This window comes from Aliidongia sp. (genome assembly GCF_035943795.1).
Classification (GTDB): Bacteria; Pseudomonadota; Alphaproteobacteria; order ATCC43930; family CGMCC-115725; genus Aliidongia.
Genome location: NZ_DASZBY010000008.1, coordinates 50,985 through 73,475, shown reverse-complemented (window position 1 = coordinate 73,475; position 22,491 = coordinate 50,985). Strand labels below are relative to the sequence as shown.

Annotated in this window: 21 protein-coding genes; 12 read left to right on the top strand and 9 right to left on the bottom strand. The window is 65.8% G+C overall.

All coding sequences use genetic code 11. The annotated features are described in order from the left end of the window. Positions 1-3: 3 nt before the first annotated feature. Complete coding sequence (locus VGV37_RS01630; protein WP_326877860.1) at positions 4-348, top strand: hypothetical protein; 345 nt, start codon at positions 4-6, stop codon at positions 346-348. Positions 349-375: 27 nt separating this feature from the next. Then, entirely contained in the window at positions 376-588 is a 213-nt protein-coding gene (locus VGV37_RS01625; protein WP_326877859.1) for a hypothetical protein, read from the top strand. Positions 589-655: 67 nt separating this feature from the next. Here the strand turns inward: VGV37_RS01625 and VGV37_RS01620 are convergent, their stop codons facing one another. After that, the gene (locus VGV37_RS01620) at positions 656-1,255 is read right to left on the bottom strand and encodes a superoxide dismutase (protein ID WP_326877858.1); all 600 of its coding nucleotides are present in this window, start codon (positions 1,253-1,255) and stop codon (positions 656-658) included. 221 nt (positions 1,256-1,476) lie between these two features. Between VGV37_RS01620 and VGV37_RS01615 the strand changes: the two genes are divergently transcribed. Beyond that, positions 1,477-2,331 carry a phytoene/squalene synthase family protein gene (locus VGV37_RS01615; protein WP_326877857.1) on the top strand — a complete coding sequence of 285 codons (855 nt, stop codon included), beginning with the start codon at positions 1,477-1,479 and terminating at the stop codon, positions 2,329-2,331. Between the two features lie 14 nt (positions 2,332-2,345). Further along, entirely contained in the window at positions 2,346-3,251 is a 906-nt protein-coding gene (locus VGV37_RS01610; RefSeq protein WP_326877856.1) for an alpha/beta hydrolase family protein, read from the top strand. Positions 3,252-3,277: 26 nt separating this feature from the next. Here VGV37_RS01610 and VGV37_RS01605 read toward each other — a convergent pair whose 3' ends face one another. Both VGV37_RS01605 and trmFO read right to left on the bottom strand, forming a co-directional pair. Continuing rightward, positions 3,278-3,871: an RBBP9/YdeN family alpha/beta hydrolase gene (locus VGV37_RS01605; RefSeq protein ID WP_326877855.1), complete on the bottom strand. Its 594-nt coding sequence runs from the start codon at positions 3,869-3,871 to the stop codon at positions 3,278-3,280. 11 nt (positions 3,872-3,882) lie between these two features. Further along, the gene (gene trmFO / locus VGV37_RS01600) at positions 3,883-5,241 is read right to left on the bottom strand and encodes a methylenetetrahydrofolate--tRNA-(uracil(54)-C(5))-methyltransferase (FADH(2)-oxidizing) TrmFO (protein ID WP_326877854.1); all 1,359 of its coding nucleotides are present in this window, start codon (positions 5,239-5,241) and stop codon (positions 3,883-3,885) included. 167 nt (positions 5,242-5,408) lie between these two features. Between trmFO and VGV37_RS01595 the strand changes: the two genes are divergently transcribed. Together VGV37_RS01595 and VGV37_RS01590 are read left to right on the top strand one after the other, a co-directional pair. Beyond that, positions 5,409-6,074 (top strand): hypothetical protein, encoded by a 666-nt coding sequence (locus VGV37_RS01595; protein ID WP_326877853.1) that lies wholly within the window; start codon positions 5,409-5,411, stop codon positions 6,072-6,074. Between the two features lie 55 nt (positions 6,075-6,129). Continuing rightward, positions 6,130-6,795 carry a hypothetical protein gene (locus tag VGV37_RS01590; RefSeq protein WP_326877852.1) on the top strand — a complete coding sequence of 222 codons (666 nt, stop codon included), beginning with the start codon at positions 6,130-6,132 and terminating at the stop codon, positions 6,793-6,795. Here the strand turns inward: VGV37_RS01590 and VGV37_RS01585 are convergent, their stop codons facing one another. Continuing rightward, positions 6,796-7,734: a DMT family transporter gene (locus VGV37_RS01585; protein ID WP_326877851.1), complete on the bottom strand. Its 939-nt coding sequence runs from the start codon at positions 7,732-7,734 to the stop codon at positions 6,796-6,798. A 330-nt stretch (positions 7,735-8,064) separates the two neighbouring features. On the opposite strand from VGV37_RS01585, the gene VGV37_RS01580 reads away from it, so the two are divergent. Next, positions 8,065-11,571 (top strand): FAD-dependent oxidoreductase, encoded by a 3,507-nt coding sequence (locus VGV37_RS01580; protein WP_326877850.1) that lies wholly within the window; start codon positions 8,065-8,067, stop codon positions 11,569-11,571. Positions 11,572-11,594: 23 nt separating this feature from the next. Here VGV37_RS01580 and VGV37_RS01575 read toward each other — a convergent pair whose 3' ends face one another. The 3 genes from VGV37_RS01575 to VGV37_RS01565 all read right to left on the bottom strand — a co-directional run bounded on the left by VGV37_RS01575 (position 11,595) and on the right by VGV37_RS01565 (position 14,591). Beyond that, positions 11,595-12,722, bottom strand: a complete 1,128-nt coding sequence (locus VGV37_RS01575) for a TonB family protein (RefSeq protein WP_326877849.1) — start codon at positions 12,720-12,722, stop codon at positions 11,595-11,597. Positions 12,723-12,826: 104 nt separating this feature from the next. After that, complete coding sequence (locus VGV37_RS01570) at positions 12,827-13,537, bottom strand: hypothetical protein (protein ID WP_326877848.1); 711 nt, start codon at positions 13,535-13,537, stop codon at positions 12,827-12,829. A gap of 115 nt (positions 13,538-13,652) precedes the next feature. Continuing rightward, complete coding sequence (locus VGV37_RS01565; protein WP_326877847.1) at positions 13,653-14,591, bottom strand: ABC transporter substrate-binding protein; 939 nt, start codon at positions 14,589-14,591, stop codon at positions 13,653-13,655. A gap of 215 nt (positions 14,592-14,806) precedes the next feature. On the opposite strand from VGV37_RS01565, the gene hutH reads away from it, so the two are divergent. Together hutH and VGV37_RS01555 are read left to right on the top strand one after the other, a co-directional pair. Further along, the gene (gene hutH / locus VGV37_RS01560) at positions 14,807-16,354 is read left to right on the top strand and encodes a histidine ammonia-lyase (protein ID WP_326877846.1); all 1,548 of its coding nucleotides are present in this window, start codon (positions 14,807-14,809) and stop codon (positions 16,352-16,354) included. A 33-nt stretch (positions 16,355-16,387) separates the two neighbouring features. Beyond that, on the top strand, positions 16,388-17,326 hold the full coding sequence (locus tag VGV37_RS01555; RefSeq protein ID WP_326877845.1) for a 2-hydroxyacid dehydrogenase: 939 nt from the start codon (positions 16,388-16,390) through the stop codon (positions 17,324-17,326). 24 nt (positions 17,327-17,350) lie between these two features. Here the strand turns inward: VGV37_RS01555 and VGV37_RS01550 are convergent, their stop codons facing one another. Continuing rightward, the gene (locus VGV37_RS01550; RefSeq protein ID WP_326877844.1) at positions 17,351-18,343 is read right to left on the bottom strand and encodes a sugar kinase; all 993 of its coding nucleotides are present in this window, start codon (positions 18,341-18,343) and stop codon (positions 17,351-17,353) included. A 50-nt stretch (positions 18,344-18,393) separates the two neighbouring features. Between VGV37_RS01550 and VGV37_RS01545 the strand changes: the two genes are divergently transcribed. Beyond that, on the top strand, positions 18,394-19,017 hold the full coding sequence (locus tag VGV37_RS01545) for a bifunctional 4-hydroxy-2-oxoglutarate aldolase/2-dehydro-3-deoxy-phosphogluconate aldolase (protein WP_326877843.1): 624 nt from the start codon (positions 18,394-18,396) through the stop codon (positions 19,015-19,017). On the opposite strand, the gene VGV37_RS01540 is transcribed toward VGV37_RS01545, so the two are convergent. Beyond that, positions 19,014-19,754, bottom strand: coding sequence for an SDR family NAD(P)-dependent oxidoreductase (locus VGV37_RS01540; RefSeq protein ID WP_326877842.1), 741 nt, complete (start codon positions 19,752-19,754; stop codon positions 19,014-19,016). The genes VGV37_RS01545 and VGV37_RS01540 overlap by 4 nt on opposite strands. Positions 19,755-20,012: 258 nt before the next feature. Between VGV37_RS01540 and VGV37_RS01535 the strand changes: the two genes are divergently transcribed. Beyond that, on the top strand, positions 20,013-21,089 hold the full coding sequence (locus VGV37_RS01535) for a sn-glycerol-3-phosphate ABC transporter ATP-binding protein UgpC (RefSeq protein WP_326877841.1): 1,077 nt from the start codon (positions 20,013-20,015) through the stop codon (positions 21,087-21,089). A gap of 67 nt (positions 21,090-21,156) precedes the next feature. Beyond that, entirely contained in the window at positions 21,157-22,482 is a 1,326-nt protein-coding gene (locus tag VGV37_RS01530; protein WP_326877840.1) for an ABC transporter substrate-binding protein, read from the top strand. Positions 22,483-22,491: the final 9 nt, after the last annotated feature.

Sequence of the window (22,491 nt, the reverse complement as noted above, 5' to 3'; positions counted from 1 at the left end):
TCGATGATGTCGATCAGACGGAGGACATTCGGGATGAATATTCTCAATGAGAGACGTCGCAGTCGTAGAGCCATCGCCCTGTTGGGCGGGCTGATCATGCTGGCCGGCATTGGATCCGCCATGGTGCAGCCGGCCTTGGCCGACGACGACGATTGGCACACCGAGGCCGACCGTCCCTTGATACCCTCGCCACAAGCCGGCACGGACCGCGACGAATCCGTGCCGCGGGTCGCATCGAAGCCCGCCCAGGAAACCCTGTACGCGCCGCCCGGAACGATCCGGTTCGCGCCGCTGCCGCGCTTCGACCTGACGTCCTATCAAACCGCCGATGTCGCGCGACCGCGCTGACCGTACGCTTCCAGGAAGAGATCGATCATGAAGAAACAGATTGCCGTCATCGCGATGGGGGCCGCGCTCCTGGGCGGTTGCTCGAACCTCAGCCGTCAGGAGCAGCGCGCGTTGTCCGGCGGCGCCATCGGTGCGGTGGGCGGCGTGGCTCTCGCGGCCGCGACCGGCGGCACCAGCCTGCTCGCCGGTGCCGCGATCGGTGGTGGTGCCGGTGCCGCGATCGGCGCCCTCACCAAGTAACGTCGGCGCAAAAGAAAGGGCCCCCGACCGTCGCCGGTCGGGGGCTTTTTTTGTCCGCGCCGCGGGATCAGGCCTTGGCCAGGTTCTCGGCGACGAAGTCCCAGTTCACCAGCTTGTCCAGGAAGGTCTGGACGAAGTCGGGGCGGCGGTTCTGGAAGTCGAGGTAGTAGGCGTGCTCCCAGACGTCGACCGTCAGCAGCGCCTTCTGGCCGTTGACCATCGGCGTGACCGCATTCGCGGTCTTGACGATCTTCAACTCGCCGCCGTCGAGCACCAGCCAGGCCCAGCCCGAGCCGAACTGGCCGACTGCGGCCGCCTTGAAGGCTTCCTTGAACTTGTCGAGGCCGCCGAAGGCCTTCTCGATCTTCTCGGCCAACGCCCCGGTCGGTGCGCCGCCGCCGTTGGGCTTCATGCAATGCCAGAAGAAAGTGTGGTTCCACACCTGGGCGGCGTTGTTGAACACGCCGACCTTGGACTCGTCCTTCGCCGACGCGAGGATGATTTCCTCGAGCGACTGGGATGCCGCCGGCGTGTCCTTGACCAGGTTGTTCAGGTTCGTGACATAGGCCTGGTGATGCTTGCCGTAGTGGAAATCGAACGTTTGGGCCGACATATGCGGCTCGAGGGCGTTCTTCGGGTACGGCAGGGGGGGAAGCTCGAATGCCATGGAGACCTCGTTCGGTAGGTTCCGGAAAATGGAACGGCGCCCGCTCGGAGGGGCGCCGCTCGCTGGATGAACACCCTGGCGCCGGAACCGATCCACCCGCGGGCGCGGGTCGGGGTGGGCCATCGACCGATGACCCACCCTAGGAGATATGTTGCGGCGGCCGGCTTTGGAAGCGAAAAGGATGCGACCTCAACGCTTTCTCTGAAATCGGACTCCGTTTCATGCCGCCCCGCTCCCCAGAACCCGCATCGCCGATCGAACTCGTCCGGCGCCACGATCATGACCGGTTTCTGGCCTCGCTGTTCATGCCTGCCGCCCGGCGCCCGGCGGTCTGGGCGCTGCTCGCGTTCAATCTGGAGATTGCCCGGGTGCGCGAGGCGGTCAGCCAGCCGATCATCGGCCAGATCCGTCTGCAATGGTGGCGCGATGCGCTCGACGAGATCTACACCGGCAAGCCGCCGCGCCGGCATGAAGTGGTCGAACCGCTGGCAGCCGCGATCGAGGCCCATCGGCTGACCCGCCTGCATTTCGACACCCTGATCGACGGCCGCGAGTTCGACCTGGGCGACGAGCCGCCGGCCAATCTCGCGGTGTTGGAACGCTACCTGGAAAAGACCTCGTCGCGGCTCATCGATCTTCAGCTCGAAATCCTGGACGTGACCGCGCCGGCGGCGTTCGAGGCGGCGCGCTCCGTCGGGATCGCCTGGGGCCTGGTCGGCCTGGCGCGCGCGCTGCCGTTCCATGCCGCACAGGGCCGGATTTACCTGCCGGCCGATCTGATGGCGGCAACGGGGGTCGAGCGCGACGCGTTGCTGGCCGGCAAGGGATCGGATGCCGTCAAGGCCGTCGTGCGGCACCTGTCGGATCGGGCGAGCGAACATTTGGCCGCGGCGTCGCAATTGCGGCGTCAGATCCCCCGAGAGGCGATCCCGGCGCTCCTGTCGGCACGGACGGCGCGGGCCTATCGCAACCGGCTGGCGCGGGTCGATCATGACCCGTTCGACCGCCGGCTCCAGGCCCCCGACGCGGGCGCGGTGCCGCGGCTCGCGCTGGCGCGCTATCTGGGCCTCGTATGAGTCCAGGACGGACGATGCGCAGGGGGCTGCTGGCGGGCATCCTGGCGTTGGGGCTCGGCGCCTGCGCCGCGCGCCAACCGGCGCCGCCGGGCACGATCGCCGGCCCCGCCGGCCCGGAGACGGCCGACGATCGCGCGCAGCTCTGGTGGGTGCCGGTCCGACCCTATACCGGCAGGGATGAGGCCTTCCTGCTCGAAACCATGATCTATCGACCGGCCGGGGCCGGCCCGTTTCCCCTGGTCACGATCAACCATGGCCTGCCGGCGGACAAATGGAACCTCCAGCTGGTTCGGCCCGGATTCGAGATCGCGGCTCACTGGTGGGTCACCCACGGCTATGCCGTGGCCGTGCCGCTGCGCCGGGGCGTGGGACGGTCGCAAGGCGCTCTCGCCGAATGGGCCGAGGCTTGCAGTGCCGATGATTTCGTCCACCTCGCGTATGTGAGTGCGATCGATATGCGGGGGACGGTGGCCTATCTCGCGAAGCAACCCTTCGTCGACCCGAGCCGGATCGTCGTCGTCGGCCAGTCGGCCGGCGGCTTCGGCGGCCTTGCGCTTGCCGCGGATCCACCCCCAGGGGTGGTGGCCGTGCTCGATTTCGCCGGCGGGGTCGGCGGCTATGGCAATGGCGAGATCTGCGGCGGTGCGGACAATCTGATCGAGGCGGCGCGGCAGCTGGGCCAGCGCAGCAAACTGCCCGAACTCTGGCTCTTTTCCGAAAACGACCGATGGTTCGGCGCCATCGCCAAGCCGATGTACGAGGCCTATCGCGCCGGTGCGCGGGCGCCGGTCGGGTTCGTGGCGCTGCCGCCGTTTGGTGACGACGGTCACGGCACGCTCTATCGGGCCGACCCTGCCGTCTGGGCAGCGGCAGTTACCGATTTTCTGAAGACGGTGCCGGCACGCGCACCAGCCTTGTAGGGGGCGTGAGAGAATGGCCGAAACCGCTACGCGGATAGGGCGGAAAGAATTGCCTCCCGCATTTGGGGAAAGGTGACGAAACCCGTCTCGCTGTTGAGATGCTCCGCGCCTGATACGATGTCGAGCGGCGCTTCCAGGCAGGCCGCCATGTCTTGCGAGCGGGACAAGGGGACATAGGGGTCATTGTCGCTTGCCCAGCAACGGTATACGCGCCCCTTCCGTTCGCGAATGGCCGGCCAATCGAACGGCGCGGCGAAAAACGAGTGATTGATGGCGTCATAGTCGGGAAGGCCAAGCGCACCGACGAAGCCCGCTGCCAGGAAAAGGCCGGCAACCGGCTCGACGGCCCGCTCGATCAAGCGGAGTGCGAATGCCGCGCCGAGGCTGTGACCGACGAGGACGGTCGGGGCGAAAGGCAAGGATCCGACCATCAGATCATAGGCGTTGAACCAGGCCGAGAGAGATTGTCCTTCAGGGGTGGGGAAGCAGGGGCGCACGACCTCGATCCCCTCGGCTTCAAGCGTGGTATGAAGCCAGGGAAACCAATTCGTTTCGGGCCCGCCATGCGCACCATGTATCACGATGACCCTGAACGGCACGTGTCTCACCGCGTCGCTCAATTCCTTAGCCCCTATTCCGCGGCGGCGCGGGTCGTGCCGAGCCAGCCGTCGAGGTCGGCCAGCGCGCGGCGCGCGAGGGCCGGCTTGCGCTCGGCCTTCGCCTTCGGAATCTCGGCCAGCGGCGGGAACAGGCCAAAATTGACGTTCATCGGCTGAAACGTCTCGGCATCGGCGCCGCCGGTGATATGGGCGACGAGAGCTCCCAAGGCCGTGGTCGGCGGCGGGGCGGCCAGCAACCCGCCCTTGCGCTCGGTCGCCGCCATGCGGCCGGCGATCAGCCCGATCGCGGCGGATTCGACGTAGCCCTCGACCCCGGTAACCTGGCCGGCAAAGCGCAGGCGCGGATCCGATTTCAGGCGAAGCTGGCCGTCCAACACCTTGGGACTATTCAGGAAAGTGTTGCGGTGCAGGCCGCCGAGACGCGCGAACTCGGCCTTTTCCAGGCCCGGAATGGTGCGGAAGATCCGGACCTGCTCGGCGTATTTCAGCTTCGTCTGGAAACCCACCATGTTGTAGAGCGTGCCGAGCGCATTGTCCTGGCGCAGTTGGACCACGCCGTACGGCTTGGTGCCGTTGTGCTGGTTGGTGAGTCCGATCGGCTTCATCGGGCCCCAGCGCAGGGTCTCGACGCCGCGGCTCGCCATGACCTCGATCGGCAGGCAGCCTTCGAAATAGGGCGTGTTCTGCTCCCATTCCTTGAACTCGGTCTTCTCGCCGCTCTGCAGCGCCTCGATGAAGGCGAAATACTGGTCCCGATCGAGTGGGCAGTTGATGTAGTCCTTGCCGGTGCCACCGGGGCCGGGTTTGTCGTAGCGCGACTGGAACCAGGCGACCGTGAGATCGATCGATTCGGTATGCACGATCGGTGCGATCGCATCGAAGAAGGCGAGCGACGCCTCGCCGGTCAGGCCCAGGACCGCCTCGGCCAAGGCCGGCGAGGTCAGGGGGCCGGTCGCGACCACGACGCTGTCCCAGTCCGCCGGCGGCAGGCCAGCGATTTCCTCGCGGGCGATCGTGACCAGCGGATGGGCCGTCAGTGCCGCCTCGACCGCGGCCGAGAAGGCGTCGCGATCGACCGCGAGCGCGCCACCCGCCGGCACCTTGTGCTGGTCGGCCGCGCGCAGGATCAGCGAGCCGGCCCGGCGCATCTCCTCATGCAGCAAGCCCACCGCGTTGGTCAGCGGCTCGTCGGAGCGGAACGAGTTGGAGCAGACCAGTTCGGCCAAGCCCTCGGTCTGGTGCGCCTCGGTCTTGCGGATCGGCCGCATCTCGTGCAGCACGACCGGCACGCCGGCCTCGGCCAACTGCCAGGCCGCCTCGCTGCCGGCGAGCCCACCGCCGATCACATGCACCGGACGAAGATCCACCATCGTTACAGCCGCTCCCCATGCGCAAAACACGGGCGAATTTACGCGATCGGGGCAAGCCTGTGCAGCCGAAACCGGTGCAGGGCCGCGTTGCGGGCGCTCGCGCCGGTCAAGCCCGCTTCCCGAGCCCGAAGGCGGGATGCTACCCTGGCCGCCAGGGAGAAAATGCAATGAGCCTTCGGCGTTTGATATTCGGTGCTGTATTCGGTCTCGGCCTGGCGGCGCGGGCTTCCGCCGCGGAGCCGCCGCCGGTCTCGCCCCAGTTTCAGAAATTCATCCTGCTGCAGGAGAATCGGCAGGCGGTCGTGCAATCGCTGCAGGCCCAATGGACCCAATTCGTCGGCGTTGCGTGCGCGAACGTCAAACCGGTCGATTGGCAGGTCGAAGTCCTGGATCCTGTCGACTTCCGCGGCGACGGCAAGCCATTGAAGGGCTCCTGGAAAGAGACCGTCACTTCAGAGGGCTGCGGGTTCCGGAAAGTCTTCACCGTCGTCTCGGCGATCAACACGGATGGCACGGTCAAGCACATCGACATGCTGCCCGGCACCAGCCACGCCGATCCATTCCTGGAGCGGGACGCCATCGGCCAGGCGCGCGCCGCAGCGGCCTCCATCCTGCCGAAGGAATGTCAGCAGGTGCTGATTTCCGATACCGCCTTCGTCGCCCAGGAAGGCGAACCGGCGGCGGCGACCCTGCCGGGCCGCGATCCGCATCCCTGGCGCGAGGAATGGACGCTGAAGGGCTGCAATGCCACCGCGATCGTCACGCTGCACTTCGTGCCGGACGCCAAAGGCACCGGCATCCACGCCGCCGTGAACGAGAGCCGTCCTGGCTGATCATCTTCACGCAACTGAAGCCGCCGGGTGTGAGTTCACGCAAAGGGGGGACGATATGGCGCTCCGAATTTATGCATCGATGGCTTTGTTGTTTCTCACCCTGGGAGCGCCAGCGCTTGCCGCCCAACCGACATCGCTCACACCAGAATTTCAGCAGTTTCTAAATCGACCCGACAATCATCAGGCTGTCGTTCAATTGCTGAGAACTCAGTGGGAGAAGGCCGTTGGGGTTGCCTGCGCTGACATCAAATCCATCGAGTGGCAGATCTCGGTCTTCGAACCGGTTCAGCTCGATGCCGCGGGCGTACCGGTCAAAGGGGGCTGGAGAGACATTGTCACGTCCGAAGGGTGCGGGTCCCGAAAGATTCTCAATGTTGCGTCCATGGTCACGCCGCAGGGCACCATCAAGCGAATTGGCTTACTCCCAGGCACGACCCGCGCTGATTACTTTCTTGAAAGAGACGCGCTGATCCTCGTCCAACAGGCCGCTGCGCCCGCCCAGTCAAAGGATTGCAAGCAGGGCTATGTGACGGATACGGCCTTTGTCGTGCAGGAGGGCGCATCTACGTCCGGAACATTGCCTGGCCGTGACCCGCATTCTTGGAGGGAAGAATGGACCCTTAAAGAGTGCGATGTCGTCGCAACCATTTCGGTTCTCTTTTCGCCGAACGCTACTGGAACCGGCATTCAAGCCTTCCTCGTTAAAAGCCAGCACAATTGATCATGCCGTCCTCGCCCGGCTGAACCAGCCGAGCGGCCGGCCGTCGATGCAGGCGAGGCCGAAGCCGATCAAAACCATGCCCGGAACGGCGGTGGGGGCGATCTGCTCGCCGAGCGCCAGCCAGCCGAGCAGCAGCGCGCTGATCGGCAGCAGGAATGTCACCAGCATCAGATTGGTGGCGCCTGCGACGGCCAGGATGCGGAAATACAGCATGTAGGCGAGCGCCGTGCACAGCAGCGCCAGGCTGACCAACGACGCCCAAGCCGGTGCGCCGGGCATCGGCAAGTTCCAGGGCCGGTCGATCAAGGCGGCGAGCGGCAGCAGGATGATCGTGCTGCCGGTGATCTGGCCCGTCGCGACCTTGATCGGTGGAATGCCCTTGAAGCGCCGGCCATAAATGCCGGCGAGCCCGTAGATGAACGCCGCGGCGAGGCAGGAGGCCTCGCCCAGCAAATCCTGGTTTGCGAGGCCGGCGAGGGCACCCGGACCGATCAGCACCGCGACGCCGGCGAAGCCGAACAGCACCCCGGCGCCTCTGCGCCAGGTCAGCCGCTCGTTGGCGGTCAGCAGATGCGCACTCAGCACGGCGAACACCGGCGTCGTCGCATTCAGGATCGACGCGAGCCCGCTCGAAATTCGCGTCTCGCCGAACACGATGAGCGTGAAGGGAAGGACATTGTTCAGCAGGCCCATGACCAGGAAATCCCGCCAGATCCCGACCGTCATCGGCATCGGATCGCGCCGGACCAACAGGTAGAGGTTGAGTGCCAGGGCGGCGATGCCGACCCGGCCCAGCACGATGGTGAAGGGCGGCAGGTCGTCTTCGAGCAGCACCTTGAAGAAGAAGAACGTACCGCCCCAAAGCGCCGAGAGGGCGAACAGCAGGACCCATTCGGCAAGGCCCATGCGGAGTGGTTGATGAGGAGTGGCTAATGACATCGGCGTTTCTCGTTCTTGGTTATGCCGCGACTCCCGGCGACCTCATTCAAGCAGGCGGTCCGCCAAATCTGTCGATCCGTTCTTTGGCTTTCAATTCGAACATTGTCTGGGCGACAATTCTTGCCGGAACACTGCCGGGATCGCGCCGGATTCCAGTTTGTTTGTATACAAACGATATGACTTGATCCATCGATCGGCTTGGCGCACAGTCGGTCTCGGCGGTACGAGCAACAGAGTGACAAGCTCGGCCTCGGGACGGATGTCTGACCGCTGCGACGGCAAAGGGCCCTTCGGTCCGGCGCCTTGGGGGCTAGGGAGGTTTCGACCGGTATGCGGACGGTGCTCACGCTCGGCTTCGGCCTGACTTTCGAAGATCTCTACCGCCGGGACGGTCTGGTCCGGCTCGACCAGGCTTTCGTCGCCTGGCTCAGGGACGTCGATCTTCCGCTGTTCGATCGACTGATGATCGCGCGTGCCGCCCCAGACGACATCCCCGCCAAGGAAGAATCGGAACTGCTGATCGAGGCGGCGCCCCACCTCGAAGATTTCATCGGCAGCCTGTTCGGCATCGAGCCGGAACTGGCCGCGCTCCAGGCGCGCCACGACGCGCTGGCGCCGCTCTATCGGGTGAAACGCCTGTTCGTCCAGCGTCGCGCGGTCAAGGGGGTGAGCGCCGAGCAGGCCGCCGCCCTCGACGGACCGGCGCTCGGGACCGCGCTGGAAGCAGTAATCCGCGAGCCGCTGACCGAGGCGAGCTTCGCCGCCCATGTCGAGCACTGGACCGTGGACGAAGCGTCCCACGCACCCGCGCTGGATCTGGCGGTGCGCTATGCCCAATGGGCCACTTTGTCCGGTGCCGGGCGTGCCCGGCACGGCGCCGGCATCCTGTTCAAGGTGCCGCACAAGCTCGATCCGGCCCATCTCGTGCCGATCGAAATCGTCACGATCGACGGCGTCGCCATGCAACGCCTGCCGGAGACACGCTGGCGGCGGCGCGAGGGCTTCGGCCTGACCGACCAGGGCATGGATCTGACCCACGGGCTCGACCAGGCGAACTACTGCATCTGGTGCCATAACCAGGGCAAGGACAGCTGCTCGAAGGGCCTGAAGGAAAAGGACGGCAGCTTCAAGTCGAGCTCGTTCGGGGTGCCGCTCGCCGGCTGCCCGCTCGAGGAAAAGATCTCCGAGATGAACCTGGTGAAGGCGCGCGGCCACGCGGTCGGCGCGCTCGCCATCGTCACCATCGACAATCCGATGGCGGCAGCAACGGGCCACCGGATCTGCAACGACTGCATGAAATCCTGCATCTACCAGAAACAGGAACCGGTCGACATTCCCCAGGTCGAGACGCGCAACCTCAAGGATGTGCTGGACCTGCCCTGGGGCTTCGAGATCTACGGGCTGCTGACACGCTGGAACCCGCTCAACCTGCGTCGTCCGCTGCCGCGGCCCGAGAGCGGCTACAAGGTGCTGGTCGTGGGCCTGGGGCCGGCGGGCTTCACGCTCTCGCACCATCTGATGAACGACGGCCACCATGTGGTCGCGGTCGACGGCTTGAAGATCGAGCCGCTGGACCCTGAAATCTCAGGCGTTTCCGCGCTGGGCGAAGCCGTGCCGTTCCGGCCGATCCAAGACGTGGCGGAACTCTACGAGCACCTGGGCGAACGGGTCATGGCCGGGTTCGGCGGCGTCGCCGAATACGGCATCACCGTGCGCTGGAACAAGAATTACCTGAAGCTGATCCGGCTGCTGCTGGAACGCCGGCGCGAATTCACCATGACCGGCGGCGTGCGCTTCGGCGGCACGCTCACCATCGACCGGGCATTCGAGCTGGGCTTCGACCATGTGGCGCTGTGCGCCGGTGCCGGCCGGCCGACGGTGATTCCGATGACGAACGGACTGGCGTCGGGCGTGCGCCAGGCGTCGGACTTCCTGATGGCGCTGCAACTGACCGGTGCTGCCAAGCCCGACTCGATCGCCAACCTCCAGGTCCGCCTGCCGGTGGTGGTCATCGGCGGCGGCCTGACCGCGATCGACACGGCGACCGAGTCGCTGGCCTATTATCCGGTCCAGGTCGAGAAGTTCCTGGCGCGTTACGAGACCCTCGTGGCCGAGCGTGGCGTGGAGGCGGTGCGGGCCGACTGGCGTGTGCCGGAGATCGAGGCGGCCGAGGAATTCATCACCCACGCCCGGGCGATCAGGACGGAACGGACCGCCGCCGCGGCCGAGGGGCGCGCGCCGCGCCTGATCGAGTTGATCGATGGGTGGGGTGGCGTCACCATGGCCTATCGCCGGCGCCTGGTCGACGCGCCCAGCTATACGCTGAACCATGAAGAAGTGGCGCTGGCGCTGGAGGAGGGCATCCGCATCGCCGAGTGCCTGTCGCCCGCCGAGGTCGAAATCGACGAATGGGGCCAGGCGCGCGGCATCACCATGACGCCCCATGTCGTCGACGAGGCCGGCCGCCTGGGCCCTTCCGACGCGACGATCACCCTGCCTGCGCGCACCGTGCTGATCGCGGCGGGAACCCAGCCCAACACCGTGCTGGGCCGCGAGGACCCGGCGAACATCGTGCTCGATGGCCGTTATTTCCAAGCCTGTGACGAAGCCGGCCAGCCGGTGAAGCCGGAAAAGAGTGCCAAGCCCGGCGCGGTCCATGTGCTGATGAGCCTGCGGGCCGACGGTCGCGCCATCAGCTTCTTCGGCGACCTGCACCCCTCGTTCGCCGGCAATGTAGTGAAGGCGATGGGCAGCGCCAAGCAGGGTTATCCGACCGTCAGCCGCGTGCTGGCGCGCCGCGCCGCCGCCGATCCGACGCCCGCGGATCTGGCACGGACCATGAACCGGGGTCTGCGACCGACGGTTCATGCGATCACGCGCCTGACCCCGACCATCGTCGAGGTCTCGGTCAGGGCGCCATTCGCGGCCGAGGCGTTCGAGCCGGGCCAGTTCTACCGGCTGCAGAACTACGAGACCCGTGCGCAATCGGTCGAGGGGACGCGGCTCGCCATGGAAGGCTTGGCCCTGACTGGTGCCTCGGTCGACAAGCAGCAAGGCCTGCTGTCGACCATCGTGCTGGAGATGGGCGGCTCGTCCGATCTCTGCGCGCTGCTGCAACCGGGCGAACCGGTGATCCTGATGGGGCCGACCGGCACGCCGACCCATACACCAGCCGGTGAGACCGTGCTGCTGGTCGGCGGCGGGCTCGGCAATGCCGTGCTGTTCTCCATCGGCCAGGCTGCGCGCGCCCAAGGCTCGCGCGTCGTCTATTTCGCCGGCTACAAGCGCATGATCGATCGCTACAAGGTCGAGGAGATCGAGCGCGCGGCCGATCTCATCGTCTGGTGCTCGGACGAGGGTCCGGGCTTCGAGCCGACCCGGCCCCAGGACAGCCGCTACGTCGGCAATATCGTCGAGGCCATGCGCAGCTATGCGGCGGGCGAGCTGGGTCCGCCGGCGATCCCGTTCGACGAGGTCGACCGCATCGTCGCGATCGGCTCCGATGGTATGATGAACGCGGTCGCCCGCGCCCGGCACGGCGTGCTGCAACCCTACCTCAAGCCCGGACATGAGGCGGTTGGCAGCATCAATTCACCGATGCAATGCATGATGAAGGAGATCTGCGCCCAGTGCCTGCAGGTCCATAGGGACCCCGCGACCGGGGCGGAGACGGTGGTGTTCTCCTGCTTCAACCAGGACCAGTCCCTCGACCGCGTCGATTTCGCCAGCCTGCGCACGCGCCTCAGCCAGAACGGCGTCCAGGAGAAACTGACCAAGCAATGGATCGACCGCTGCCTGCACCAGATCGGCTGGAGGCCGGCGGCTGCGGCAGAGTAGGTCGAGAACCTACGCCATTGCCGTCAACCATCCTTGGCCCCTCTGACGACGACAATCTGATTGGGTTTTTCCACAGCGACGCCGTTTTCGACGAATGGCTTCACATGCCGGCTGCGTATCTGTCGCAGCGCTTCATCCGTCGGAACTGCCGGACGCGACGTCGCGATGACTTTTGCGTCCTTGATATGGCCATCCGCTGTAACCGTATATTGAATGCGCACCCAATCTTCCGGCCGCATGTCATCGGGACGCCTCGAACCGGATTGGTCGAGAAGAAACCGGATCATCATACTATGTTCGCGGTCGATATGGCCACGAGGCTCCTGTCCCGGGGGCTGGTACCGAACGGATCGGGCGAACGCCAGGCAGGTATACGCAAACATATCTCGGGGTGCGGTGTCCCAAATCTCCGGATTCTCGGTCGAACCGTCTTCCGTGATCTTGAAATGGACCAGGCAATATCCCTGAGTCGCGCTGTTCAACGCTTTTGGCGGATAGGCGGGGCCACCGGAACCGATGCGGATTGGTTCCAAATAGGCGTCTGCCAAGCGAAAAGGGATCGTGAGTTTCAGGCCGGTCGTCGGTTGAGGTTTGCCATCGATCATGACGGGCTGAAATTTCAGATTTTCAAGGGATTTTAACGCTGCCGCATCGAAGACGTGAGGCAACGTGCTTTCCAGAACGACACCGTTCTCCGCCATGCCGAGGGTATCAGTGTCGAAACGAAGCGTGACGTCGCCTTCGAGTTTGTCGTCGAAAGCCTGGCTTGGATAGTAAGGGTGCCACTTGCGAAGCAGCGCCGGTACCAGGTCGGCCGGTTCGGGTTTGAATTTGAGAAGAATGACGTTGTCCGGCTGCTCGACAGCCTTGCCGTCCTCCTGCCGTGCGCGATAACGCCATTGGCCGACCGACGCCACGGCGGAATTCTCGAAGATGCCGGGAGGGCTGGCTTCCACGACGGCAACATCGGTCGCACGACCATTGGCATCGATCCGGAAATGAAGTTTGACCGACCCCTCCGTCCCGTTCGCCGCCGTCGGATATTCGGGAAGCGGGCGCTCTATCGGTGCTGCGGGTACCGTTTCCGCCCCTGCGTTACCGGCCATCAAGAGAACGAAAACGGCGACGGAAAATATTCGAAAACGGATCATGGTTCTTCTCTTGATTGACGCCGTAACGTTTACAAGAGTTGTGTGCACGTCGCAACTCAACCGCACTCATCGCGGTCCAGGTCCTTCGCGTGGATGGGCGCGTTTCAGCCGGCGCTCTCGATCAGATCGTGCGCGAGCGCGGTATAACCCGCCTGCTTCAGCCGGACGACCTGGTCCTGGTCGCTGCCCCGGCGATTGAAGATCGCGCTCAACTGCTCGTCGTCGAGTGGAACTGGCCGGTACATGCGCCAGTTGCCGCTCTGCACGTCGATCAGGACGGCCCGCAGGGCGATGCGCATCTTCTGGGTCTGGTCCGGCAGCAGCCACCCGGCGATCGGGACCCAGGAGACAGCCTTGGTCACTTCGTTCGTCTTGGCGCTCTCCAGGGTGCCCCAATAGCAGAGGATCTGGCCGTAACCGCCCTGGGCGGCGATCAGGCGGATCTTCCGGGCGAAATCATCGCGGCTCTGCGGCGGGATTCCCGAGAAAGTGCCGATGGTGAAATGGGCGTCGAGTGCGGTGAGGAACTCGCTGTCCGGCGTCTGGGCTCCGGATTGCACGACGAGGATGGGTTCGTCCGGACGCGGCGCGATTTTCCTGCTGGCGACGAGGGTGTCCGCGATGTGCTCGTCGGTGATCGGGCCGCTGTTCTGCACGCCCAACACGTCGAGATCGGCGAGTTCGCCGCGATAGAGCGCGTTCGTCGAACCGGGATAGCCGGCGTTCGAGATCGACCGCGTCTCGCAGCCGGTGAGAAGCAGTACCGCCATGAACAGCGGTGCGAACGTGCGGTAAGAGCAATGCTTGAATGGCATCGAAATGTTCCTGCGGTCGATCGGTCGGTTGACCGAATTCCGGGAAGGCTAGCAACGGGTTTTTCGATCGGCCCGTGACAATTTTTGGATGTATTTATCCCGCCCGCTCGCGGCCTCAGTCGACAAAGCTGGCGTCGACCAGGCGCGACGTGCTGGGCGCCTTGCGCAGCACGCCGGCTTGGACCTGGATCTCGGTCGCGGTATGGGCCAGGTCCTGCAGGACGCCATCCATCATGCCCTGATTGGTCTTGTGGCCGATCCAGTCGACGGACCGGGCCGCCCCCTTGAACGCATCGGCCGACTGACCGGCGGCTGCACCCATGATCAGGAAGGACTTGTCCGGATCGGACTGGATCAGGGCAAGCGCGTCGAACCAGCCGGCGACGACGGCCGCCACCGCCGCCTTGTGCTGGCTGAGATAGTCGGGCTGGAACGCCAGCGTGTCGCAGACGATCGGGAAATCAGCGGTGGAGACGAGCAGGCTCCCGGTCCCGGGCTGGGCGCGGACCCGGGACATATAGGGCTCGTAGAGGGACGCACCGTCGACCTGGCCCGCGACGAAGGCCTGCATCGCGGCTTCCGGCGAGAGGGTCCGGAGCTTGACGTCCTTCAGGCTCATCCTGTTGGCGATCAGGGCGTAGGCCAGGAAGTAATAGGACGGGGTTCCAGGCGCGCCGGCCGCGATGGTCTTGCCTTTGAGATCCTGCAAATTCGCGATCCCCGTGCGCACCATCACCCCGTCGGCGCCCTTGGAGCGATCGAGCACCAGGACCTGGGACAGCCGGACCGAACCGGTCCAGACGACAATCGTGTCGACCGTCGCGGCAACACCTTGGACCACGCCGGAGGTGAGTGCGGCCAGTCGGTCCTGCTGACCGATGACCTTCACCTGGACGTCGGCGCCATGCTTTTTGAACAGCCCCTGCTTCTCGGCCAGGACCAGCGGCGCGAAGCCGGTTCGGTCGCCGATGCCGAGCGTCAGCGTCGGCATGTCCTGGGCCTGCGCGTCGGCGACCCACAGAAACAAAGCGGCTAGGATCAAGCGAGCGACCATGGCGGCGGGCTCCCGATCGGCGTGATGAACCGATCATGATGGCAAACGGCGCAAGATCACAGCGAGTTGCTTTGTGCGTGGCGTGCAAGGTCCGAATCTTGGCGTATCGTGATCGCGGGGCCGGACCTCGGGTCCGCGATCGCCGGCCGTTGTTCCGAGCGGCCTCGCGTGCTAGTCCCGGCGATCGATTCTGAGGTCGGGTGAAGGAGAAGCGGGTGGTCGACGGTCATTTCGAGTTGGTGCCTGGGCAATTGTCGCTGGGGGAACTGCGGGCGCTGCTGGAAAGCGACCGGCCGGTCCGGCTGGCGCCCGGTGCCTGGGATGCCATCGAACGGTCGGCCGAGGCGGTCGGCGAGGTGCTGGCGAGCGGCCGTGCGACCTATGGCGTCAATACCGGGTTCGGCAGCCTCGCGACCACGCGCATTCCGAACGAGTCGGTCGCGGCCTTGCAGCGCAACCTGGTGTTGTCCCACGCGGCCGGCGCCGGGCCGCTGCTCGAGGACAAACTGGTCCGGCTGATCCTGATCCTGAAGATCAACAGCCTGGGCATGGGCTATTCCGGCATCCGCCGCCCGACGCTCGAACTGCTGATCGAGTTCGTCAATCGCGGGCTGCTGCCCTGCGTGCCGGCCCAGGGCTCCGTCGGCGCCTCGGGCGATCTGGCGCCGCTCGCCCATCTGTCCCTGCCGCTGATCGGGGAAGGCGAGGCGAGCCTCAAGGGCGAGCGCATGTCGGCCGCGGCGGCGCTCGACAAGGCCGGGCTGAAGCCGGTCACCCTCGGGGCCAAGGAAGGCCTGGCGCTGCTCAACGGTACCCAGGCCTCGACCGGATTCGCGCTCGCGGGATTGTTCGCGGTCGAGAACGCCTTTGCCGCCGGTCTGGTCGCCGGTGCGCTCTCGGTCGATGCCATGCTTGGGAGCGACGTGCCGTTCGAGGCGCGCATTCATGCGGTCCGAGGCCAGCCGGGCCAGATCGCGGTCGCGGAGAAGCTGTCCGAACTGCTTGCCGGATCTGAAATCCGCTCATCCCATGTCGATTGCGACCGGGTGCAGGACCCTTACAGCCTGCGCTGCCAGCCCCAGGTCATGGGCGCGATCGTCGATCTGATGAATTATGCCGCCGGCGTGCTGCGCCGCGAGGCGAATGGCGTGTCCGACAACCCGCTGGTGTTCCGCAACGAGGTCGATGGCACGGCCGAGATCATCTCCGGCGGCAATTTCCATGCGGAGCCGGTCGCCTTCGCCGCCGACGCGCTGGCTTTGGCGGTCGCCGAGATCGGCTCGATCTCGGAACGTCGCATGGCGCTCCTGGTCGATGCCAAGATGAGCAGCGGCCTGCCGGCATTCCTGGTCGCCGAACCCGGGCTCAATTCCGGCTTCATGATCGCCCAGGTTACCTCGTCCGCCCTGACGGCCGAGAACAAGATGCTGGCCCATCCGGCCAGCGTCGACAGCCTGCCGACGTCGGCCAACCAGGAGGATCACGTCTCCATGGCGGCCCATGGCGCGCGGCGGGTCGGCCGGATGGCGCAGAATGCCGCGGTGATCGTCGGCATAGAGCTGTTGGCGGCGGTTCAGGGCATCGATTTCCGTGCCCCGCTTAAGACCAGTCCGCGCCTTGCCGAGGCCCAGGCGGCGCTGCGCGCCCGTGTGCCGTTCCTCGATCGCGACCGGGTGATGGCACCCGACATGGCTGCGGCAACGGCGCTCGTCGGCGAGGGCTGGTTCCGTCGGCTGGTGACGGGTATCCTGCCGTCCGAGTGATATCATCATACGAAATACGAGGAGAGCGTGCCGATGAAGCCTGAAATCCTGGTTGCCTCGCCGATGCCGGCGCCGACCATGCGCTCGCTCGACGAGAATTTTATCCTGCACAAGCTGTACGAGGCCGCGGACCAGGCGGCTTTCCTGGCCGGCATCAAGGACCGGGTGCGCGCCATCGCGACCTCCGGCGGCAGGGGCGCCAGCGCTGCCCTGATGGATGCCGTGCCCAAGACCGAGATCATCGCGAACTTCGGCGTCGGCTATGACGCGGTCGACGTGCCGGCCGCCAAGGCGCGCAACATCCCGGTGACCAACACGCCGGACGTGCTGACCGACGATGTCGCCGACCTGGCGCTGACCCTGCTGCTCGACGCCGCCCGCATGGTCAGCCGCGCCGACCGCTTCGTGCGCGCCGGCCATTGGCTGAAGGGCAACCATCCGCTGGGCCAGGCCGTCGCCGGCAAGAAGCTCGGCATCGTCGGCCTCGGTCGCATCGGCGCCGCGATCGCGACGCGGGCGGAGGCGTTCAAGCTGCAGGTCTCGTGGCACGGCCCGCGCCCGAAGCCCGATGCCAAATGGCCCCATGTGCCGGACCTGGTGGCATTGGCCCGCGATGTTGATTTCCTCTGCGTCATTTGCCCGTTGACCCCGCAGACGTTCCACCTGATCTCCCGCGAGGTGATCGAGGCGCTGGGCCCCGAGGGCACGCTGATCAACGTCGCCCGCGGTCCGGTCGTGGATGAGGCTGCCCTGGTCGATGCGCTCAAGTCGGGCAAGCTCGGCCATGCAGCACTCGACGTGTTCGAGGACGAGCCCAAGGTACCGGAGGAGCTGTTCTCGATGGAGAACACCGTGCTGCTGCCCCATCAGGGCAGCGCCACGCTCGAGACGCGGACCGCGATGGGACAGCTGGTCGTCGACAATCTGGTCGCCCATTTCGCGGGCAAGCCATTGCTGACGCGGGTGGCATAAAGCCGATCGCCGGGGAAGGGGGCGTCAGCCCCCCAACCTCGGCGTCGCCTCCAGCGGGATGATCGCGCCGCGGTGCTGGATGACCGCTGCGGCGACGCGGCCGCCGAAGCGGGCGGCTTCGGCGGGGGACAGGCCTTCCAGGCGACCGGCAAGGTAGCCGGCATTGAAAGAATCGCCGGCGGCGGTCGTGTCGATCGGCTTCACCAGGCACTCCACGGGCACGACCTGCTGCTCGCCGCCGATCGACAGCAGGCTGCCGAGCTCGCCCTGTTTCACCACGACCTCGGCTACGCCCAGGTCGTGCAGTCGAGCCGCAACGGCCTGGGCTTCGCCCGGGCCGAACAGGTTCGCCTCGTCGTCGATCGAGGGCAGGGCCACGTCGACCAGCTTCAGGAACCGCTGGAAGCAGCTGCGCGCGGCTTCGGCATGGGACCAACCGGCCGGGCGGTAGTTGCCATCGTACGCGATGATCGTCCCGGCCGCGCGGGCGGAGGTCAGCACCTCGAAGAACCGGTCGCGTCCGGCGTCCGACAGGATCGACAGCGTGATGCCGGAGAAGATCGCGAGATCGGCCGCCGCGATCCGGTCGCCGAGCAGCAGGGTCTCCGGCGCCTCGAACATCAGCTTCGCCGCGGCCGCCGAACGCCAGTAGAGAAAGCGACGCTCGCCGGCCGGATCGGTACGGATCATGTAGAGGCCGGGCAGCTTGCCGCTGAGGCGCGGCACCGAGTCGGTGCCGATGCCCTCCGCCTGCCAGAACGCCAGCATCGAGTCGCTGTAGGGATCGTCGCCCAGCGCGGTCAGGTAATCGACCGCGATCCGGTCGCCTGCGGCGCGCTTCAGGTAGACCGCCGTATTGAGAGTATCGCCCGCATAGCCCAGGGCCAGCATGCCCTGGCCGCGGTCGCTCAGTTCGATCATGCATTCGCCGATCGCGACCACCCGTGGGATCGCATTGCCGATCCGCTCGCGGCGGGCTTTGAGACCGAGCCCGGCTTGGTTTAGGTTGGCGCTCATCGTCACTTGTCCGTCACCGCAACACCCATCTCTGAAAGGGAGGCCTTGGCATGCCCCAGCCGTTCGATCATACGCCGGTCATTCCGGTCCTGACCATCGAGCGGGTGGAAGATGCCATCCCGCTCGCCACCGCACTCATCGAAGGCGGCCTCAACGCTCTCGAAGTCACGCTGCGCACGCCCAATGCCCTGGCCGTGATCGAGAAGATCGCGCGCGAGCTGCCCGAGGCGCTGGTCGGCGCCGGCACCGTGCTGCGCCCCGCCGACGTGACCGCGGCCAAGAATGCCGGCGCCAAATTCCTGGTCAGCCCCGGCCTGACCCAGAGCCTCGCCGCCGCCGGCATCGCGTCCGGCCTGCCGTACCTGCCCGGCGCTGTGACGCCGACCGAGGTGCTGACCGCGCGCGAATTCGGCTTTTCATTCCTCAAGTTCTTCCCGGCGAAGGAATTCGGCGGCGTCGCCATGCTCAAGGCCTGGGCTCCGGTGTTCGCCGGCATCGTGTTCTGCCCGACCGGCGGCGTCACGCTCGAGAATGCCGCCGAATACCTGGCCCTGCCGAACGTGCCGGTCGTCGGCGGCACCTGGATCGCCAATGCCGAGGCGATTCGCAACAAGGACTGGTCAGGGATTCTCGAGCGCGCCAAGCGCGCGGCCCTGCTGCGCCAGCCCCGCTAATAGACCGCGCGGCCACCGGACAGATCGAAGGTGGCGCCGGTCGAGAACGAACATTCCTCCGACACGAGCCAGGCGATCATCGCCGCGATTTCCGTCGCGAGGCCGAATCGGCCCATCGGGATCTTCGACAGCATGTACTGGATGTGCTGTTCGGTCATCTGATCGAAGATCTCGGTCCTGACCGCGGCCGGTGTCACGCAATTCACCCGGACGCCGGTCTGCGCCAGTTCCTTGCCGAGCGACTTGGTCAGCGCGATGACGCCGGCCTTGGCGGCCGAATAGGCCGAGGCATTGGGGTTGCCCTCCTTGCCCGCGATCGAGGCGATGTGGACGATGCGGCCATAGTCGCGCGCCCTCATCCCGGCTACGACCGCGCGGGAACAGAGGAACGGGCCGGTCAGGTCGACGTCCAGCACCTGGCGCCAGGCGTCGACCGGGTAGTCCTCGACCGGCAGGTTGGGGCCGGTGATGCCGGCGCTGGTCACCAGGATGTCGATCGGACCGATCAGCGCCACGCTTCGCCCGAATGCCGCCTCAACCCCCTCCGGGTCGGCGACGTCGACGGCCAATCCGACCTGGCCGATGCGATCGGCCTCGGCCGCAGCCGTCGTCGCATCCCGATCCCAAATCGCCACCCGCGCGCCGGAAGCAGCCAGCCGCTGTGCGACGGCGAGGCCGATCCCCCGCGCGCCGCCGGTCACGATCGCCCGTCGTCCCGCCAAATCGATCTGATTCATCGCACCCCCCAAACGCTCCGACATTATGTCTGACAAATAGTCTTTCGCTCGCCGTCCCGCTGTCCTAGGATCACGCGACAAGGGGGCCGGTCGTCAAGCGCGACGGCGCCTTTTCCCGAAAGCAGACGATAGACCTGCGCGGGTCAGATCACAGGGGAGGATGCCGATGCAGGATCTCGCGCCATTGCCGTGCCGTCACCGACGACACGTCGCCGCTCCTCTCGTCGATCCCACTCTCTAGCGTCGGCGGAACGGAAAATGGCATCGGTCGGCATCCGCGGCGTCAAGAAGCAATTCGGTTCGGTCCAGATCATCCATGGTGTCGACATCGACATCAAGGATGGCGAGTTCGTCGTGCTCGTCGGACCCTCGGGATGCGGCAAGTCGACCTTGCTGCGCATGATCGCGGGCCTGGAACAGATCAGCGGCGGGGAGATCTCGATCGGCGGCACCGTGGTGAACACGCTGCAGCCCAAGGAGCGGGACATCGCGATGGTGTTCCAGAACTACGCGCTCTATCCGCACATGACGGTCTACGACAACATGGCTTTCAGCATGAAGCTGCGGAACGCCAGCAAGGCCGAGATCGACCAGCGTGTCGACAAGGCGGGCGAGATTCTGGGGCTGAAGCCCTATCTCGATCGCTATCCCCGACAATTGTCCGGCGGCCAGCGCCAGCGCGTCGCCATGGGCCGGGCGATCGTGCGCGATCCGCAGGTGTTCCTGTTCGACGAGCCGCTGTCCAATCTGGACGCCAAGCTGCGCGTGCAGATGCGGACGGAGATCAAGGCGCTGCACCAGCGGCTGCGGACCACCTCGATCTACGTGACCCATGACCAGGTCGAAGCCATGACCATGGCCGACCGGATCGTGGTCATGCATGACGGCATCGTCGAGCAGATCGGCTCGCCGCTCGAGCTCTACGACTTCCCGGCCAACCAGTTCGTCGCGGGATTCATCGGTTCTCCATCGATGAATTTCCTGCCCGGCACCCTGCGCCGGGCCCAGGGCGAAGCCTGGGTCGACGGCCCGCAGGACGTGAGGTTGCCATTGCCGCCGCTCGGCGGTGGGCGCGACGGCCAGCAGGTCGTCTACGGCATCCGCCCGGAGCACCTGACCCTTGATGCGGCCGGCGTTCCCGCCGTGGTTTCCGTGGTGGAGCCGACCGGCGCCGACACGTTCGTCTATGCCGAGATCGGTGGCGTGCCGATCTGCACGACCTTCGACGAGCGCCATAGCTTCAGCCCGGGGGAGGCGATTGCGCTGGTGCCCCGGCTGGATGCGGTCCATCTGTTCGATGCGGCATCGGGTGCCAAGATCGCTCGTTTGGATTGACCAATTTCCTGACGAACGGCGCTCATCAAAAGAACGGCGCCGCGGCAACGAGAGAGGGAGGATGAACATGACGGAAATCACGAGACGCGATGCCATCAAGCTCGGCGCGGCGGCGGCGCTCACCGCCGGCGCCTCCGGGTTGGCGGGTGGGCCGGCCGCCCAGGCCCAGACGGCGTTCGCACTGAAGCCCGAGGCCGGGGCCTCGCTCAAGGTGTTGCGCTGGAAGCGCTTCGTCCAAGGCGATGAAGACGTCTGGACCGCCAATACCAAGAAATATTCCGACGCGACCGGCGTCGCCGTCCGCGTGGACAGCGAGAATTGGGAAGACGTCCGCCCCAAGGCCGCCGTCGCCGCCAATGTCGGTAGCGGTCCGGACATCATCATCACGACGAACGACGACGCACAGAAATTCCCGAACAAGCTGCTCGACGTCAGCGATCTGGCCGACTACCTGGGTGGCAAGTACGGCGGCTGGTACGACGTCTGCAACCGCTATTCCAAGCGCGACGGCAAGTGGATCGGCATCCCGATGGGTTGCGCCGGCAACGCGCTGGTCTATCGCAAGAGCCATGTCCAGAAGGCCGGATTCGAGGAGATTCCGAAGGATCTCGCGGGCTATCTGAAGCTGTGCCAGAATCTGAAGAAGAACGGCACGCCGGCCGGCTTCGCGCTGGGCCATGCGACGGGCGACGGCAATTGCTGGACCCATTGGTGCCTGTGGTCCCACGGCGGCAAGATGGTCAACGAAAAGAACCAGGTCGTGCTCAACAGCCCCGAGACGATTGAGGCGCTGGAGTATGCCAAGCAGCTCTACGCGACCTACATCGACGGGACGCTGAGCTGGCTCGATCCGTCGAACAACAAGGCATTCCTGACCGGCGAGATCAGCCTGACCGCGAACGGCATTTCGGTCTATTACGCGGCCAAGACCTCGACCGATCCGGCGATGAAGGCGTTGGCGGACGACATCTACCATTCGAACTTCCCGGTCGGCCCCAGCGGCGTTCCGACCGAGCAGAACCTGTTCTTCAACATGATCATCTTCAAATATTCCAAGTACCCCAATGCGGCGAAGGACTACCTGCGCTTCATGATGGAAAAGGAGCAGTACTTCCCCTGGCAGACTGCCTCGATCGGCTATACCGCCCATCCGCTGGCGGCCTATTCCGAGAACCCGTTCTGGACGCAGGATCCGAAATCCCTGCCGTATCGCGATGCGGTCAAGGTCATGCGCGACAACGGCTATTCCGGCACGCTCGGCGCCGCTTCGGCGCAGTGCATGGCGGATTTCCTGATCGTTGACATGTTCGCCAAGGCCTGCACCGGCAACGTGTCGATCAAGGATGCGGCGATGCAGGCGCACGAACAGGCGAAGCGTATCTACAAGGCCTGAGCGGAGCGG